This is a genomic window from Streptococcus oralis subsp. dentisani (assembly GCF_002096615.1).
Classification (GTDB): Bacteria; Bacillota; Bacilli; order Lactobacillales; family Streptococcaceae; genus Streptococcus; species Streptococcus oralis_U.
In genome coordinates this window covers 160,056-176,051 of the sequence record NZ_NCUX01000031.1, presented here as the reverse complement: position 1 = coordinate 176,051, position 15,996 = coordinate 160,056, and the positions used below count along the sequence as shown (strand labels likewise).

Genomic DNA, 15,996 nt, shown 5'->3' with positions numbered 1-15,996 from the left:
CTTGCTGATACTGACGCAGAGTGGCTCGCGCTTGCTGAGATAGAAGCTGAGTTCTGGTTGTTAGATGCTGAAGCTGAGGCACTTTGGCTAGCACTTACTGATGCTGAAGCTGATTCACTTGCAGATACTGAAGCTGAAGCTGATTGGCTAGCTGATACAGATGCTGAGTGGCTTGCACTTACTGATGCTGAAGCGCTTTGGCTTGCAGATACTGATGTTGAAGCACTTTGACTAGCTGATACTGAAGCTGAAGCGCTTTGGCTTGCTGATACTGATGCTGAAGCTGATTGACTTGAGCTTACTGATGCTGAAGCACTTTGACTTGCAGATACTGACGCTGAAGCTGATTCACTTGAGCTTACTGATGCTGAAGCACTTTGACTTGCAGATACTGACGCTGAAGCACTTTGGCTAGCTGATACAGACGCTGAGGCTGAGCGACTTGCGCTAAGCGATGCACTCGCTGAGGCACTGGCCGAACGGCTTGAGCTCACGCTTGCTGATGCTGAACGACTTGCGCTAAGTGAGGCACTCGCTGAACGACTTGAGCTTACGCTCGCTGAAGCTGAGCGACTTGCACTAAGTGATGCACTTGCTGAACGGCTTGCACTAAGTGAGGCACTCGCTGAGGCACTTGCCGAACGGCTTGAGCTTACGCTCGCTGAGGCTGAGCGACTTGCGCTAAGCGATGCACTCGCTGAGGCACTTGCTGAACGGCTTGAGCTTACGCTTGCTGAGGCTGAGCGACTTGCACTAAGCGATGCACTTGCTGAACGGCTTGAACTTGCGCTTGCTGAGGCTGAACGACTTGCGCTGAGTGATGCACTCGCACTTTGGCTTCCTGATACAGAAGCAGATACGCTACGGCTCACGCTCGCACTGGCTGAGGCACTTTGGCTCGCACTGGCTGACGTTGATGCACTAATACTTGCTGAGATAGATGCTGACGCACTTTGACTAGCACTAATTGACGCAGAGTCACTCGCGCTCAAACTCATTGATTCTGAAGCTGACTGTGTACTTGTTGATGCTGACGTTGATTGACTTATAGATGTAGATTGACTCTCATATCGAGGGTTACGAGTAACATTGAAGCTTATTGTAGCTTGATTGACCACTCCTTGACCACCTGCGCCACTAACTCGTACATTGAACAATACCAAGTTCCCTTTGACAGGCGTTGGATAACCCCACATAGTCAAACGTGGTAAATATCCAATCTGACCTTGTTGACTCCGTACTTGCACAACATCCAATCGATAGTTAAGACCAAGTTGTTTCAAACGATTAGTGTCTGTCTCAGAAATATAGAGGGCATCTCTAGCAATATGCTCCTGCTTCCAAGTACCATTAAAGTGCTTGTTTTGTCCATTATGGAAATAAACATGTGTCTCAGGCATTGGTTTATAAGCTGTTTGATCAGGAATTGGATATCTCTTGGCATATTGACCATTTGGTGTATCGGTAAGAAATACACCAGCTTCAGAGTCAATAATACCTGGAATACCTTGGCGGAAACCAGAGTAACCCTTTTTCGGTGCAGTTGTTACTTGCTTATCTGCCGCTTGGTCTTTCTCAGCTTGCTTGGTTGTATCCTTACCTTGGGCTTGGTTCTTGTCTGCTACAACACCAGCTGCGATGTTGTTGCTAGTCGTTGCTGCTTGGCTTGTGCTAAGAGCTGCACTTGCCAAGCTTTGGTTAGCACTACCTGATACAAGACTTGCCGCAGGGTTGACCTTAAGGTTGAGCGATGCTGAAGCTGAGGTAGACACAGAAGCCTGAGCTGATGGTTCGCTAACAACTGATGTACTCTCAACTACAGAGGCAGGTGCTTGAGTGCTTGCTGACTCTGATGGTGTAGAGCTTACTGATGCAGAGGCTTTTGCACTTGCTGAAGCTGATACAGGAGCTGATGTTGATTGGCTCGCTGACTCAGATGCTGGAGCAGTTGACTGACCTGCTGATGTTGAAGTACTTGCAGATGCTGACTGACTCGCTAAGACTGACTGACTTGCTGAGGCAGATTGACTGACTGAAGCTGACTGACTCGCACTCGCTTGAGCCTCAACAGATTGACTGACTGATACAGAAGCTGAGGCAGATGCTTGTTCTGCTTGAGCTTTCTTTACTTCTGCTTGCGCTTGAGCGATGATTGAGTTAGTACTTGTCTCAGTTGTTTCAGCTGCTTTTGGTTCAGCAGCGATGACTGTTTTATCCTTTTCTGTATACTCAGATGTTTCATCCGCATAAACAGTTTGCTCTTGAGTCATCACAAATCCTGCAGCCCCCGCGGCCAGGATTCCCCCTATACCCGCTAGTGTGTTAAAACTAAGGTGTGCGTGATCAAGTTCTTCAGTGTCTGATAGGGTACTAGAGACAACTTCGCCCATCCCACCGATACGGAAGAGATCCAATTGAGAGTTCGAGGCTTTTACCCAGTTTTTACCCGACTTGTAAAGCTTATAACGCTTTTTCTCATCTACGATCTCGAAATCTTTGTTAAATTTTTTACTTCGAAACATTTGATTCCTTTCTTTTATCCAATTGCGACCCTTTGTTAACCTCATGATCATTAACAAAGCGTAGTTGCGCTGCCCTCTCAAAACCAAAGCCAATAAAAGCCACAGTCAGTCTCAGTTTTTATCCCTTTGACTCAGAAAAAGCAGATCCCATATGGAATATACCAGTCGTTCTTATCTAGTATACACCACTTATCATTTTACCAAAACGGATTGCCCTTTTCAAGTAATTATATGCGAAATGACAAATGAAAACACTTAATTTTTGTTAAAAATTCGCTTTTAGAGTTCAAACTATTGAAATTCTCTTACGATTTTCGAAATCAAGCCCATTAATACTTCCAATAAACATGACTAAACCATCATTAGAAGAGATCATTTCTTTTGTAAATCCCATACTTTTAATCGTTTTTCAGACGTTTTCGAAAGATACAGATGAGGACAAGATTATTAACGCTTTGGAACACCCTGTTCTCATACAAAACGGGAAGCCACTATCAACCTTATCATAGTCATTAAACGAAATGCCTTTGATTGTTAGAACTTTGGCAATGTCAAAACAAAAATTTTCATAGCTTTAAACATGACAAAAGAGAGAACCAGTCTGATTCCCTCTATGCTTCGTTATATGTCACCCACTACAGTTTCCACTTATTCCCATTCTAATCGGCACTCGACCAAAATTCTGCTCTGCTATACTTGGGTGTCCTAGTCGGTAAACCTGGTCTGCCTTTTGAGTCATAGCATCCCAAGGTTCTTTGCCAATTCGGTTGACTAGATGGATCTGCCCTTTCAGAGACTTGAGATGTTGTCTGCCTTTTTCGGTAAAGCCAAGGACATGGAGGCCTTCTGGCAAGTCACTTTCTCTGGATTGCACCAAGATATAGGTCAAGAGGCGTCTGACACGCGCCTTGGTATAACGCTTGGTCGCAACCGCCTCGACCAATTCGTCAACAGACTGAGCCGTCTTGATAGCTTCCTTGATGCGCACAGCCATTTCTTGATTGACCTGATAGATGGTGGTTAGATCTGGATTTGACAAGATTTGATAGCGTAAGAGTTGAAAATAATCTTCCCAGCTCACTTTACTAGCATTTTCAAAAAGCTCCACAGAAGGCATAAAGCGTTCTAAAAAATCTTGGTCTGATTGATGCTGACGGAGAGCTGTTGCCGAGGCAAATTCCACATTCTTGTCCACAGAGTGATAGCCAGCCCCCTGACGCTGAATCGGATGGAGTTTGATTCTACGTCCCGCAACCGCCTTAGCATAGGCCAAAGCTAGGACATGATTGGGGGTATTGCCAGAAAAATCAAGACCAGCAAATTCCTTCCACATAGCCTGGGTCTTCTGGGGATAAGAGAGAGAATCAGGCAGATTTTCCACAAATTCCTCCATCTCAGTACCTTGGTCTGTGTATAAGTCAGATATCTTTTGATAATCCAGAACTTCCTCTGTCCCGAAAGCTAGAGTATCAATGCCCAAGCGAGCCAAGATATCCACAGCTCCTTGGCCAAAGAAATCTGCCGCCTGAACACTGACTAAAAAGGGCAATTCCACTACCAGATCCGCTCCATTTTCCAGCGCCATCTGAGCCCGTGTCCACTTGTCCACGATAGCAGGCTCTCCACGCTGCATGAAATTTCCAGATATGGCAACGATTTTCAGTCCCTCTGCCTGCTCCAGCAGGTATTTATGCCCGTTATGAAAGGGATTGAACTCCGCGATAATACCAGTGATGGTCATGATGTTCTCCTACTTCTGCGCGACAAAAAACCAACGGGTAGTGGTTTCTGTTGGCTCCTTGTCCTCAAAGTCCGCATAGAGTTTGAAGGACTTGAAACCAGCTTGTTCCAATAAAATATCGTAGGTCAAAACCTCATAAGTCCGCTCCTCATGCACTTCATCGTGGCGACTAAAGGAACCGTCCGCTTCCTTGACAAAGAAAGTCAACTCATGCACGATGGAGTGAGGAGCCGCATCCTCATAGGTGTCCCAAAGCATGGAAAAATCTTCCGCATTTTCATGGTAGGAATAGCCTGGAAAAACCTCATCAGTCTGGTAGATCGAATGCACATCAAATATGAAAACTCCGTCTTCGTTAAGGGCATTATAGACTTCCTTAAAGACGTCTCCTACTTCCACCTCATCCTGCATGTAGCAGATAGAGTCCGAATAACATGTGACAAAGTCGTACTTACCAGCCTTGGACAAATCCAGCATATTGCCCTCTATAAAATCAATCTTTTGCTTGGCCGATGTCGCTCTCTTTTCAGCAATCTTCAGCATATCCGCGCTCAAGTCGAGTCCAGTCACATCAAAGCCAGCCTGAGAAAAGCGGACAGACTGGATGCCTGTCCCACACGCCAATTCCAAAAGCTTCTTTCTCTCCTTGGTCTTAGGCAAATGACGCAGAGAAAAATCCGTCCATTTATCGTATAAACTATCATCCATCACAGCATCGTAAACAGCCGCAAAGGTTTCATAAGTTGCCATAATCATGATACCAAGTCCGCCCGTAATCGGAATGAAAATTAGGAGCTTAGACTTAGGATCCTGATTCAAGACTAAGCTATCTATTTTCCGACGATTACAGGACGGGTTCAAATCCTTTCTAAGATACAAAGAGCGTTAAAAGCAAGGAGAAAATAGGAAACTTTCTGCTGTATCGTCAGATACAAAGGAAGTTTATCTTTTTCTCGTAGCTTTTAGCTCGTGTTCAGTTTCGAGATGAACAAAACACGACGCCCTCACCTTTCCATCAATTTTCTAAAATAAGCAAAGAAACCCAGTTGACTGCAACTGAGTTCATTTCCTATGCTAAGGCTTCAGAAATGTCTACTGAGTCCGCCTCATGCCATAGTTTTTCTAGGTTATAGTGGGCACGCATTTCTTCTGAAAAGATATGCACAACGACACCGCCGAGGTCCAACAAAACCCAGCCTCCCGCTGCATCGCCTTCGACATGGCTGCCTTTAAAGCCTGCTTCAGCTACTTTTTCACGGATATTGTCGGCGATAGCGTCCAACTGACGGCTATTCATCGAGCTAGTGATAACAAAGTAGTCCGTCACGCTGGTCAAATCTTGTACATCAAGTGCGAGAATATCCTCCGCACGTTTCTCATCAGCCGCTTTCACGACTAGTTCTAGTAATTCTTTTTCGTTCATTTAGTCCTCTTTCAAATAGTGCACAAAGGCGTTATAGGTTTCAAGGGTTTGAGGATAGATGGGAAATTCCTTATGAGCCAAATGCTCAACAGTTCGAGCTGTTTCGTAGGCCACCGCCTTATTGAGCGATAGCTCAGCAATCTCACGCGCCACATCCACTCCCGGAAAGGCTCGGTTATGCTCGATATAGTCTGCAACATAGACAACCTTATCTAAGTCTGTCATCTGACCAGCCCCAACTGTATGAATCTCAATGGCTCGCAGAATTTCTGGGTCTTTCAAATCCAAATCTTCCTGAATCTTGTAGATGCCAACCATGCCATGCCAGACATTATTGCCCCAGTTTTTGAGGTCAGGGTCTAGCTGGTAACGGTCAATTAAGTCTAGAAATTCCTGATCTGACAGCTTTTTAGCATAGTCATGAAGAAGGCCTGCTAGGCCTGCTTTCTCACTGTCCACACCAAAGCGCTGAGCCAGTTCTATGGCCGCGCGCTCCACCCCAAAACAATGGATTAAGCGTTTTTCAGGTAGAAGCTCTGCCATTCTTCCCAACAAAACCTCTCGGGAACAGTTGATATAGTCTTGATAGGCCATCAGTAAAGCCCCTCCTTCTCGATATAGTCTAGCACAGGCTGAGGTAGGAGAAAGTTGGGTTTCCGACCTTGGGAAATGAAGTCACGCACCATGCTGGACGAGATGTCCATGAGAGGCACATCCACCCAGATAACTGGATAGGAAGTCCCTGCCTTGTAGCGCGGACGCTGAACCCCTACAAACTGAACCATGTCGACTAGCTCATCAATTCGGTACCATTTAGGCAGATAGTCCACCATATCAGCCCCGATAATGAAGTAATAATCCGTATCTGGATGTTGCTCGGTCAAAATCTTCATGGTGTCGTAGGTGTAGGAAATGCCCTTGCGCTCTAGCTCAATAGTTTCAATGGCTAGTCCTTCAATCCCCTCAATCGCCAACTCAAGCATCTTGAGGCGGTGGTGCTCAGGGATGGTTTCCTTTTTATCTACGTGAGGAGGTTGGTATTCGGGCATAAGCAAGACCTGGTCTAGTCCTAACTGTTGTCGTACTTGGTCCGCCACAACAAGATGGGCATTGTGAACAGGGTTAAAATTTCCCCCTAAGATCCCGACTTGTTTGCGTTTTTTCTCCTTGATTTCTGGCTCCAACTCTACCTTGGTAAAGGGAGTCAATAATTCGATTGCCATAGGCTCGTCTTCCTTTAATTCTCTGTAAAAACAGTTGTTTGGAGTAGGTTTTAGATTTCTTTGACTTTTTTAGAAATCTTGCGATTTTCTTTCTTGCTAGATTGTTTATACAAAATCAAGATGCGTCCGATTTTCTGGACAGTATCTACACCAATTTCTTCTTCCAAGATTTCAGCTACTTCGTGGATGTTTTCATCTGTGTTTTGTAAGAGCGTTACCTTGATCAATTCACGAGCGTCAAGAGCTTGACGGACGCTGGTTTTGATTTGGTCGTTGAGTCCATTTTTCCCGATTTGGATGATGGGTTTGAGGGTGTGTGCCTGGCTGTTGAGGAAGGCACGTTGTTTCGATGTTAATGACATAATTTCTTTAAAAGAGTTTCTTTTTATACTTTTCTAAAGTGGTGACGGACGTCAGCAAAGTCCTTCGGACTTTCATGACTAAAATTTGAGCCTAAGGTCTCAAATTTTCCGCAGTTGGTACAATCACTTGTACCAACTGACACCACGGCGAAAAGTATTCTCTACGGGCTCGCAATGCTCGCCTTAATAAAGACAACCCTTTCCTTTCTGTGTTTAAATAATTGCTTTTCGTGTGACGACGGCGACGCCTTCGGGTGCCCAGACGGCGACTTTGGCAGTGCCTGTTACGCGGATCCAGCCTAGTCCTGAGATGACTAGGTCTGTCTTGTCCTTGATGGTAAAGACATGCTGGACTAGTTTTGGAAAATCTTCTTTTTCCTTATTGTTAGGAGGTGTGAGGAGGGTTCCGAGGTGCTTGCCATAAAAGGCACTAGCGCCTTCAAGCTTGGTACGATGCAATTTGAGTTCATTGTCAAAGAAAGCGGTAAATCCTTGCTTTTCTCCGGATATGAAATCAAATCGTCCTAAACCACCTAGAAATAGGGTTTGCTCAGGGTTAAGCTGATAGGTTTTTGGCTTGATTTCCTTTTTAGGGCTGACATACTTGAGGTTTTTAGCCGTCAAGTAGTGGGCCATCTGGTGGCGGTGGATAATCCCTGGTGTATCGTAGATATAAGATCCGTCATCGAGCGGAATCTCAATCTTGTCCAAGGTTGTTCCTGGGAAGCGCGAAGTCGTGATGACATTCTGGTCGCCCGTGATTTCCTGGATAATAGCGTTGATAAGGGTTGACTTTCCAACGTTGGTTACCCCAACTACATAGACATCACGCCCCTTACGGTAGTGCTCAATTTTGTCAATGACTTCCTTGATGGCATGCTTATTCTGAGCCGAAGTCAGGACGACATCCACAGGGCGAAGACCTTCTTCGTGGGCACGCTCCATGAGCCACTGGCTAATCTTGCCCGGTTTAACTGACTTGGGCAGGATATCTTTTTTATTTCCAACCAAGAGGACATCATTGCCCGATACAAAGCGCGGTAAGCCTGGGATGACAGAGCCATTAAAGTCAAAAATATCTATGACATTGACCACTAAGGCATCACTGTCTCCCACCTCGTGTAAGAGTTTGAGGAAATCATCGTCCGTCAACTGGACATCTGTGATTTCATTGTAGTGGCGGAGACGGAAACAGCGTTGGCAATAGACTTCGCCAGTCTCCAAACCTTTTTCGAGTGCTGACTGGGGAGTAAATCCAAGACCAGTCTTGTCTGTCGTCTGAATGGTTGCTCCACAACCAATACAGAGAATTTCTTCCATAGTTAAATTCCTTTTTTATATGTAATCGGTCCGTACTTTTCAGTGATTTTGCGCATGACACGGCGCTCGCGAGCCCGGTTAATCTGCGTTTTAATCGAGTCATGTTGGACCAAGGGTTTGACTAAGATCGAGCGAATGCCTGCACGGTGAGCTGCACGAATATCCGTCATGAGTTGGTCGCCGACCATGACCACTTCATTTTTCTCATAGTGGAATTCCTTCATGGCACGGTCAATCCCAAATGTAAAGGGCTTCAAGGCCCAATAAACGTAATCAATCCCAAATTTTTCAACTGCTCGTTGAACTCGTTTTTTAGTATTATTTGAGACCACGATAATGCGAATACCCGCGTCCTGGAGGTCATGTAGCCATTGCTTCATCTCTGGAGTCCCGTCAGGGTTATTCCAGGCAATGAGGGTATTGTCCAAATCGACCAAAACAGCCTTGATCCCCTGTGCCTGCAGGCTTGGGACTGTCAGATCATAGACTGCTTCCACAGCAAAGTCTGGCATATAGTTTTCAATCGCCATTCTGGCTCCTTTTCTTTTTAATTTCTAGCAATTTTCTTTAAACATTGAGCTAAGACCGCCCATAAAATTAGACTAGCTAGCAGAATATAAATCCAAGCATTTGGTTCATCTGTAAACGGTAAGGGAACATTCATCCCGAAGAATCCTGTAATAACCGCAAGGATAGCTAGCAAGACTGAGATAATTGTCAGAGTTGTCAAATTATCATTTAGATTATTATTTAGGATGTTGTTGTAAGAAGCCGAGAGTTGTTGCAAAACTTGAGAAATCAGGTCTGTCATCGAAACCAACTGATGTGCTTCAATCATGGCATCGTCAAACTGCTCTCTTTCTACCTCATTAAAATTGCGATAAAGAGCATGCCCTTGGATGTGTTCCAAGAGGAGACGATTTTGTTTAGCAGCAGCTGTCAGGTAAACCATACCAGTTTCCAAGTCAGAGAGGGCAAAAAGATTTTTTTTAGTTGTTTTTTGACGAAGAAGTGCACTGATTTCATCCTTACTTTTATCCATCTCTTCAATAACTGGATAATAAGCATTGCTAATAATCTCTAAACTGGCAAAAAGAAATTTGTAGATTGAAATGATTTCATGGCTTTCAAGGTAGGTTGCCATGCGTTTAATCACATAAGTATTCTTGTGATTGCTGATAGTGATCAACCGTTGTTTTTCAACGATAAAGGTCATCGGAATCGCTTCATAATATTCTTTGTCTTTTTCTAAATCAAGAACATTATAAATGAAGGTTACCGTCCCCGTTTCACGGTTATAATCCATGTGGGCTCGTTCATTTCTATCTAGAGCATACTCGATGGTTTCCTTGTCCAATCCATAGACGTCAGAAAGATCTTCCATGTTTTTAATCTTGTCCACATCAAGGTCTATCCAGGTACAATTGTGACCTAGTTTTTTCTCTACAAATAGCATACTCTCTCCTTTACCAAACTCTTTCTATTGTACCACAAATCTGCCAAAATAGCAGACCTACTCTGTACGAGAGAAGTTGCTAACAACAGTGATATTTCGGTTGGGAACAAAGTGAAGGGCTTGGTCGTCACTTCGAAGTTGGGTCGTACGAATTCCTACACTGACAACCTTTCCAGATACGGTAATAGGACCATTTGTGAGGACTACTTCGTCGCCCACATCGAGCTGGCGTTCAAAGAGGATAAAGAAACCATTGATGACATCGGACAGAAAACCTTGTGCACCCATCCCAATGGCAACCCCAGCAATTCCTGCCCCAGCAAGGAGGCTGGAAACTGGCAAGCCCAAAATGGACAAGACACAGTAGATTAAAAAGAAATAAAGGGTATAGTTAAAAATATTCTCAAGCAAACGAGAAATGGTCTTTTGTCTGCCTGCATCCCGATTTGAAAATTTAAGCGAGGGCTTGACAATCTTTCGGACAGTCGCATGAAGCATCTTTTTAGCTATATAAAACAACAGAAAGAGAATCAAAAGAGAGATCACCTTGGTCAAGACATTCTCTAATACAGTTGTTACATCCAATTTATCAAGATAACGTTGAAAAAATTCTTGCATACAAAACTCCTTTTTAGTATTATACCACAAATCATCCCGTTCAAATCCCTCATAAATATTCCGATATTCCCCCAAACTCAAAAAAAGACTTGCCTCAACGGCATATTTATACTATAATCATAAACAATACACTTTGAAGGAGACTATTATGAAAAGAATCATTCGAGCCTGGAACAAGGCCAGCCTCATCAAACGTATCCTAATCGGCATGCTTCTTGGAGCCTCTCTAGGGCTGCTTTTTCCTAGTCTGTCGGGGCTCGGCATTCTCGGTGACCTATTCGTTGGGGGTCTGAAAGCCATCGCTCCTGTCTTGGTCTTTACCCTCGTCGCAAATGCCCTCTCACAACATCAAAAAGGGCAAGATACCAATATGAAGACCGTTATTTTTCTCTATCTACTCGGTACCTTTGCAGCTGCCTTGATTGCTGTACTGGCTAGTTTTCTCTTCCCAGTCCAGATTACTCTCAGCAGTGCGAGCACAGAGATTGCCCCACCAGACGGCATCGGTCAAGTTCTCAGCAACCTCCTGCTGAATCTCGTGGACAATCCCCTCAACGCCGTCGTTAAAGCCAACTATATTGGAATTCTATCATGGGCTGTTGTCTTTGGACTTGCTATGAGAGAAGCTAGCAAAAGCAGCAAGGAATTGCTCAAAACCATGGCTGGTGTAACTTCCAAGATTGTGGAGTGGATTATCAATTTGGCTCCTTTCGGAATTATGGGCTTGGTCTTCAAGACCATCTCTGATAAAGGAATTACCAGCCTTGCTAACTACGGAATTTTGCTAGGACTCTTGATTGCAACTATGGCTTTTGTGGCCCTTGTCATCAATCCCCTCATTGCCTTTCTCTTTATGAGAAAAAATCCTTATCCCCTTGTTTTTAAATGTTTGCGTGTCAGTGGGATTACAGCTTTCTTTACTCGTAGTTCTGCCGCTAATATCCCTGTCAACATGAAACTCTGCCAAGATCTTGGACTCAATCCAGATACCTACTCTGTTTCTATTCCCCTTGGCTCCACTATTAACATGGCTGGCGCAGCCGTAACCATTAACATTCTGACTCTAGCTGCAGTCAATACGCTAGGAATCTCTGTCGACTTTGGTACAGCCTTTGTGCTCAGTGTAGTGGCTGCCATTTCTGCCTGCGGAGCTTCTGGAATCGCTGGTGGATCACTTCTCCTCATCCCCGTCGCTTGTAGTCTCTTTGGGATTTCAAATGACGTTGCTATGCAGGTAGTCGGAGTTGGTTTTGTCATCGGTGTCATCCAAGACTCCTGCGAAACTGCCCTGAACTCTTCTACCGACGTCCTCTTTACGGCAGTAGCTGAGTACGCATCGGCACGTAAAAAATAGATTTTTTAAGACAAGTCTTCCAAGTCTTGTCTTTTATACTCTTATTCTAGTATTATAGGAAATTCTCATGTCTATCACCCAACGTACGACAAAACTGATCTTAGCGACCTGCCTCGCTTGTTTTCTCGCTTATTTTTTAGACTTATCATCAGCAGTTTCAGCTGGAATTATCGCCCTCTTAAGCCTATCTGACACGCGCAGAAGTACGCTGAAATTAGCACGTAACCGCCTCTTTTCCATGCTCCTAGCACTCGCTATCGGTGTTCTAGCCTTTCAACTGACAGGATTTCACATCTGGAGTCTCGGCCTCTATCTGGCTCTCTACGTGCCTCTTGCCTATAAAATGGGCTGGGAAATCGGCATCACACCTAGCAGTGTCTTGGTCAGTCATCTCTTGGTGCAGGAGTCTACTTCCCCAGCCCTCTTGCTCAATGAAGTGTTCCTCTTTCTCATCGGAACAAGCTTTGCTCTATTGGTCAACCTTTATATGCCATCTCGTGAGAAAGCCATCCAAAGCTACCACCTTCAGGTTGAAGAAAAGTTAAAAGACATCCTGCTTCGCTTTAAATACTATCTGTCAAGGGGAGACGGGCGCAATCAAGCCCAACTCGTTGACCAATTAGACGAACTCCTTGATGAGGCCCTCAAGCTAGTCTATTTGGATCACTCGGATCACCTCTTTCACCAGACGGACTACCACATCCACTACTTTGAGATGAGACAGCGACAAAGTGGTATCCTGCGAAATATGGCCCAGCAGGTCAATACTTGTCACCTAGCCGCAAGTGAGAGTTTGATCTTAGCACAGCTCTTTTCAAAGATTGCTGTCCAGCTAAGTCAGACCAATCCTGCTCATGATCTACTTGATGACATCGAACGCTATCTGCAAGTCTTCCGCCATCGGAGTCTCCCGAAAACACGTGAGGAGTTTGAGACCCGTGCCACCCTCCTGCAGCTACTACGCGAAGCCGAAACCTTCATTCAGGTCAAGGTCGATTTTTATCAGAAATATGGAAACTAGAAAAACCTCAGAAGAATTCACGTAACATGATTTTTCTGGGGTTTTTAATTTACCTTTGACTTCAATTACCTTTACTATATGAAAAAATCCACGAATCGATAATATTCGTGGATTTTTCCTAGTGAAGCGTTTAGGTAAGCCGCTATAGCGGTTACCGATTGCTAGATTACGATACTGAGCATTACGATTACGACGTAAAGTTTTACGAATCGATACTATTCGTAAAACTTTACTAGTGGAGCGCCTAGCCAAGTTCCATAGAAACTTGGCGTTAGTTACTTAGATTGTTACACAAATAAATAAATTTCCTGAACTACGACACTGAGTTTTACAAATTGATTTCATTTGTAAAACTCAGTTAGTGAGGCAGTTAGGCAGTTCGCTTCCTTACCATTACGACAGCAAAGTCCACGAATCGATAATATTCGTAGATTTTTCCTAGTGAAGCGTTTAGGTAGACCGCCATAGCGGTTACCGTCAAATGACAGCAACTTTATGTTGCTAGTCATTTGTAACGATTTACATCTTCTCTTCCAACTCAACATCTGGATACTTGTCCGCAAACCAGCGAAGGGCAAAGTCATTTTCAAAGAGGAAGACTGGTTGGTCGAAACGGTCCTTGGCCAAGATATTGCGGCTTGATGACATCCGTTCATCCAAGTCCTCAGGCTTGATCCAACGAACGGTCTTTTTACCCATTGGGCTCATGACCACTTCTGCATTGTACTCGCCTTCCATGCGGTGCTTAAAGACTTCAAACTGGAGTTGTCCGACAGCGCCTAGCATATACTCACCTGTTTGGTAATTCTTGTAAAGCTGGATGGCTCCCTCTTGTACCAACTGCTCAATCCCCTTGTGGAAGGATTTTTGTTTCATGACGTTCTTGGCAGAAACTTTCATGAAAATCTCAGGAGTAAAGGTTGGCAATGGTTCAAATTCAAACTTGTTTTTCCCAACAGTTAGCGTATCCCCAACTTGATAAGTACCTGTATCATAAACCCCGATAATATCACCTGCCACGGCATTGGTCACATTCTCACGACTTTCCGCCATAAATTGAGTGACATTCGACAGTTTAGCTCCCTTACCAGTACGAGGCAGATTGACACTCATTCCACGCTCAAATTCACCCGATACGATACGAACAAAGGCAATACGGTCACGGTGACGAGGGTCCATGTTGGCTTGGATTTTAAAGACGAATCCTGAGAAATCCTTGTCGTAAGGATCGACGATTTCGCCGTCTGTTTTCTTGTGTCCATGTGGTTCTGGAGCAAACTTAAGGAAGGTCTCAAGGAAGGTCTGCACCCCAAAGTTAGTCAGGGCTGAACCGAAGAAGACCGGAGTCAGTTCTCCTGCAAGAATAGCTTCTTCCGAAAACTCATTTCCTGCTTCATTCAAAAGCTCAATATCATCCTTGACTTGCTCATAAAATGGGTTACTTCCAAAGAGTTTGTCCCCTTCTTCCAGACTGGCAAAACGTTCATCCCCTTTATAAAGTTCCAAGCGTTGGTTATAAAGGTCATACAAGCCCTCAAAGGCTTTCCCCATCCCGATTGGCCAGTTCATCGGGTAGCTAGCAATACCTAGGACTTCTTCTAGCTCTTGCAAGAGGTCCAGTGGCTCACGTCCATCACGGTCTAGCTTGTTCATAAAGGTAAAGACGGGAATTCCACGGTGCTTCACAACCTCAAACAATTTCTTGGTTTGAGCCTCAATACCCTTGGCAGAGTCCACGACCATGACCGCAGCATCTACCGCCATCAAGGTACGATAGGTATCTTCTGAGAAGTCCTCGTGCCCTGGTGTGTCTAGAATATTGACCCGCTTGCCGTCGTAATCAAACTGCATAACAGATGAGGTTACCGAAATCCCACGTTGTTTCTCGATATCCATCCAGTCAGACTTGGCAAAATTTCCTGTTTTCTTACCTTTTACAGTACCAGCCTCACGAATTTCGCCCCCAAAGTAGAGTAACTGCTCAGTAATGGTTGTTTTCCCCGCGTCCGGGTGGGAAATAATGGCAAAGGTGCGTCGTTTCTTAATTTCTTCTTGAATAGTCATAAGTTCTCTTTCTTTGATTCTCTATTTTTGGTTGTTTCAGTAGCTAAGAATGATTTTTACATTGGATTTTACCATTCCTTTCAACTCTCCATTATATCGGATTTTGGGGAGTTTTTCAATTGCCCATCCGATGAAAAAGGTAAGCTAGAGCACAGATTTCACCTGATTTCTCTTTTCCCACCGTTTTTTGAACAAGATATCAAAGAGAAGCAAAGCTAGAGAAAGAATAACCGACACAAGGAGGTACTTTAGCCATAGAGGAGCATTCGAGATAAATGGTGTATCCCTTAAGAGGCCATAATTTCCACCAGTCACCTGATTAACCCCAACTAGAAAGAGATTGAGAACGAAAGTATAGACTACGATCATATGCTTCTTAAGTAAGCTCTTGTCATAGTGATTCATCAAGTAAACCAAGGAATTCACCAAAAGGGCATAGTGCCCAATCAAAAATGAAAAACTGGTGATGTGGGGGAAATCATAGGGGTCAAAAACGGGGTAAACCAAGGCAAATACCGCTCCACTTGCTCCTAAGAGGGCAAAATATTGCTTGCTCCGCCATTTATCTGGTAAGAAAACTACCGCAAACATGGCTAAACGGCAATGATAAAAAGGGAGACTGTTTGAAAATGGAATCTCAAAACCAACATACCAGCTATATAGGGCTAGTAACTGGAGGATCTGAATCCCCTTAAACAAGTAGACAAATTTTGGATTTTTGTGATAAGCAAGTGCTCCATAAATACAAAGCACTAAAAGAAGCATCATAATCCCATACCAAAAAAGCGGAATGGGAGGAGGAACGGTTTGGAATCTTGTAAAAAAATTATGTAGCATATTTTCTATCCTAACTCATCTTTTGGGGAATTCTTCCTACATTAATCTCTAGTCT

Annotated in this window: 15 protein-coding genes and 1 pseudogene; 3 read left to right on the top strand and 13 right to left on the bottom strand. The window is 44.2% G+C overall.

Going from position 1 to position 15,996, the window contains the following annotated elements; genetic code table 11:
• A partial coding sequence (locus B7708_RS10140; protein ID WP_193431744.1) for a KxYKxGKxW signal peptide domain-containing protein occupies positions 1–2,522 on the bottom strand: 2,522 nt, incomplete at its 3' end.
• Positions 2,523–2,884: 362 nt separating this feature from the next.
• Here B7708_RS10140 and B7708_RS10210 point away from each other — a divergent pair.
• Positions 2,885–3,141: pseudogene (locus tag B7708_RS10210) on the top strand (ISL3 family transposase); the annotation flags it as partial.
• A gap of 9 nt (positions 3,142–3,150) precedes the next feature.
• Here the strand turns inward: B7708_RS10210 and B7708_RS05095 are convergent.
• The 10 genes from B7708_RS05095 to B7708_RS05050 all read right to left on the bottom strand — a co-directional run bounded on the left by B7708_RS05095 (position 3,151) and on the right by B7708_RS05050 (position 10,665).
• Positions 3,151–4,263 (bottom strand): nucleotidyltransferase, encoded by a 1,113-nt coding sequence (locus B7708_RS05095; protein ID WP_084974235.1) that lies wholly within the window; start codon positions 4,261–4,263, stop codon positions 3,151–3,153.
• A 9-nt stretch (positions 4,264–4,272) separates the two neighbouring features.
• Positions 4,273–5,013: a class I SAM-dependent DNA methyltransferase gene (locus B7708_RS05090; protein ID WP_345788861.1), complete on the bottom strand. Its 741-nt coding sequence runs from the start codon at positions 5,011–5,013 to the stop codon at positions 4,273–4,275.
• A 319-nt stretch (positions 5,014–5,332) separates the two neighbouring features.
• Positions 5,333–5,686, bottom strand: coding sequence for a ribosome silencing factor (rsfS, locus tag B7708_RS05085; RefSeq protein ID WP_084974231.1), 354 nt, complete (start codon positions 5,684–5,686; stop codon positions 5,333–5,335).
• Positions 5,687–6,280, bottom strand: a complete 594-nt coding sequence (yqeK, locus tag B7708_RS05080; protein ID WP_084974229.1) for a bis(5'-nucleosyl)-tetraphosphatase (symmetrical) YqeK — start codon at positions 6,278–6,280, stop codon at positions 5,687–5,689.
• Positions 6,280–6,909: a nicotinate-nucleotide adenylyltransferase gene (locus tag B7708_RS05075; RefSeq protein ID WP_084974227.1), complete on the bottom strand. Its 630-nt coding sequence runs from the start codon at positions 6,907–6,909 to the stop codon at positions 6,280–6,282. The genes yqeK and B7708_RS05075 overlap by 1 nt, the downstream gene beginning before the upstream one ends.
• 50 nt (positions 6,910–6,959) lie before the next feature.
• Positions 6,960–7,271, bottom strand: coding sequence for a ribosome assembly RNA-binding protein YhbY (yhbY, locus tag B7708_RS05070; protein WP_000060171.1), 312 nt, complete (start codon positions 7,269–7,271; stop codon positions 6,960–6,962).
• Positions 7,272–7,484: 213 nt separating this feature from the next.
• Entirely contained in the window at positions 7,485–8,591 is a 1,107-nt protein-coding gene (yqeH, locus tag B7708_RS05065; RefSeq protein ID WP_084974225.1) for a ribosome biogenesis GTPase YqeH, read from the bottom strand.
• 2 nt (positions 8,592–8,593) lie between these two features.
• On the bottom strand, positions 8,594–9,121 hold the full coding sequence (locus tag B7708_RS05060; protein ID WP_084974223.1) for a YqeG family HAD IIIA-type phosphatase: 528 nt from the start codon (positions 9,119–9,121) through the stop codon (positions 8,594–8,596).
• A 17-nt stretch (positions 9,122–9,138) separates the two neighbouring features.
• Complete coding sequence (locus tag B7708_RS05055; RefSeq protein ID WP_084974221.1) at positions 9,139–10,047, bottom strand: magnesium transporter CorA family protein; 909 nt, start codon at positions 10,045–10,047, stop codon at positions 9,139–9,141.
• Between the two features lie 57 nt (positions 10,048–10,104).
• Positions 10,105–10,665, bottom strand: coding sequence for a mechanosensitive ion channel family protein (locus tag B7708_RS05050; RefSeq protein WP_084974218.1), 561 nt, complete (start codon positions 10,663–10,665; stop codon positions 10,105–10,107).
• Between the two features lie 148 nt (positions 10,666–10,813).
• Between B7708_RS05050 and sstT the strand changes: the two genes are divergently transcribed.
• Positions 10,814–12,019, top strand: coding sequence for a serine/threonine transporter SstT (sstT, locus tag B7708_RS05045; protein WP_084974216.1), 1,206 nt, complete (start codon positions 10,814–10,816; stop codon positions 12,017–12,019).
• A 67-nt stretch (positions 12,020–12,086) separates the two neighbouring features.
• The gene (locus tag B7708_RS05040) at positions 12,087–13,040 is read left to right on the top strand and encodes an aromatic acid exporter family protein (protein ID WP_084974214.1); all 954 of its coding nucleotides are present in this window, start codon (positions 12,087–12,089) and stop codon (positions 13,038–13,040) included.
• A gap of 519 nt (positions 13,041–13,559) precedes the next feature.
• Here B7708_RS05040 and B7708_RS05035 read toward each other — a convergent pair.
• Together B7708_RS05035 and B7708_RS05025 are read right to left on the bottom strand one after the other, a co-directional pair.
• Entirely contained in the window at positions 13,560–15,104 is a 1,545-nt protein-coding gene (locus B7708_RS05035; protein WP_084974212.1) for a peptide chain release factor 3, read from the bottom strand.
• 144 nt (positions 15,105–15,248) lie between these two features.
• Positions 15,249–15,941 carry a YwaF family protein gene (locus B7708_RS05025; RefSeq protein WP_084974207.1) on the bottom strand — a complete coding sequence of 231 codons (693 nt, stop codon included), beginning with the start codon at positions 15,939–15,941 and terminating at the stop codon, positions 15,249–15,251.
• Positions 15,942–15,996: the final 55 nt, after the last annotated feature.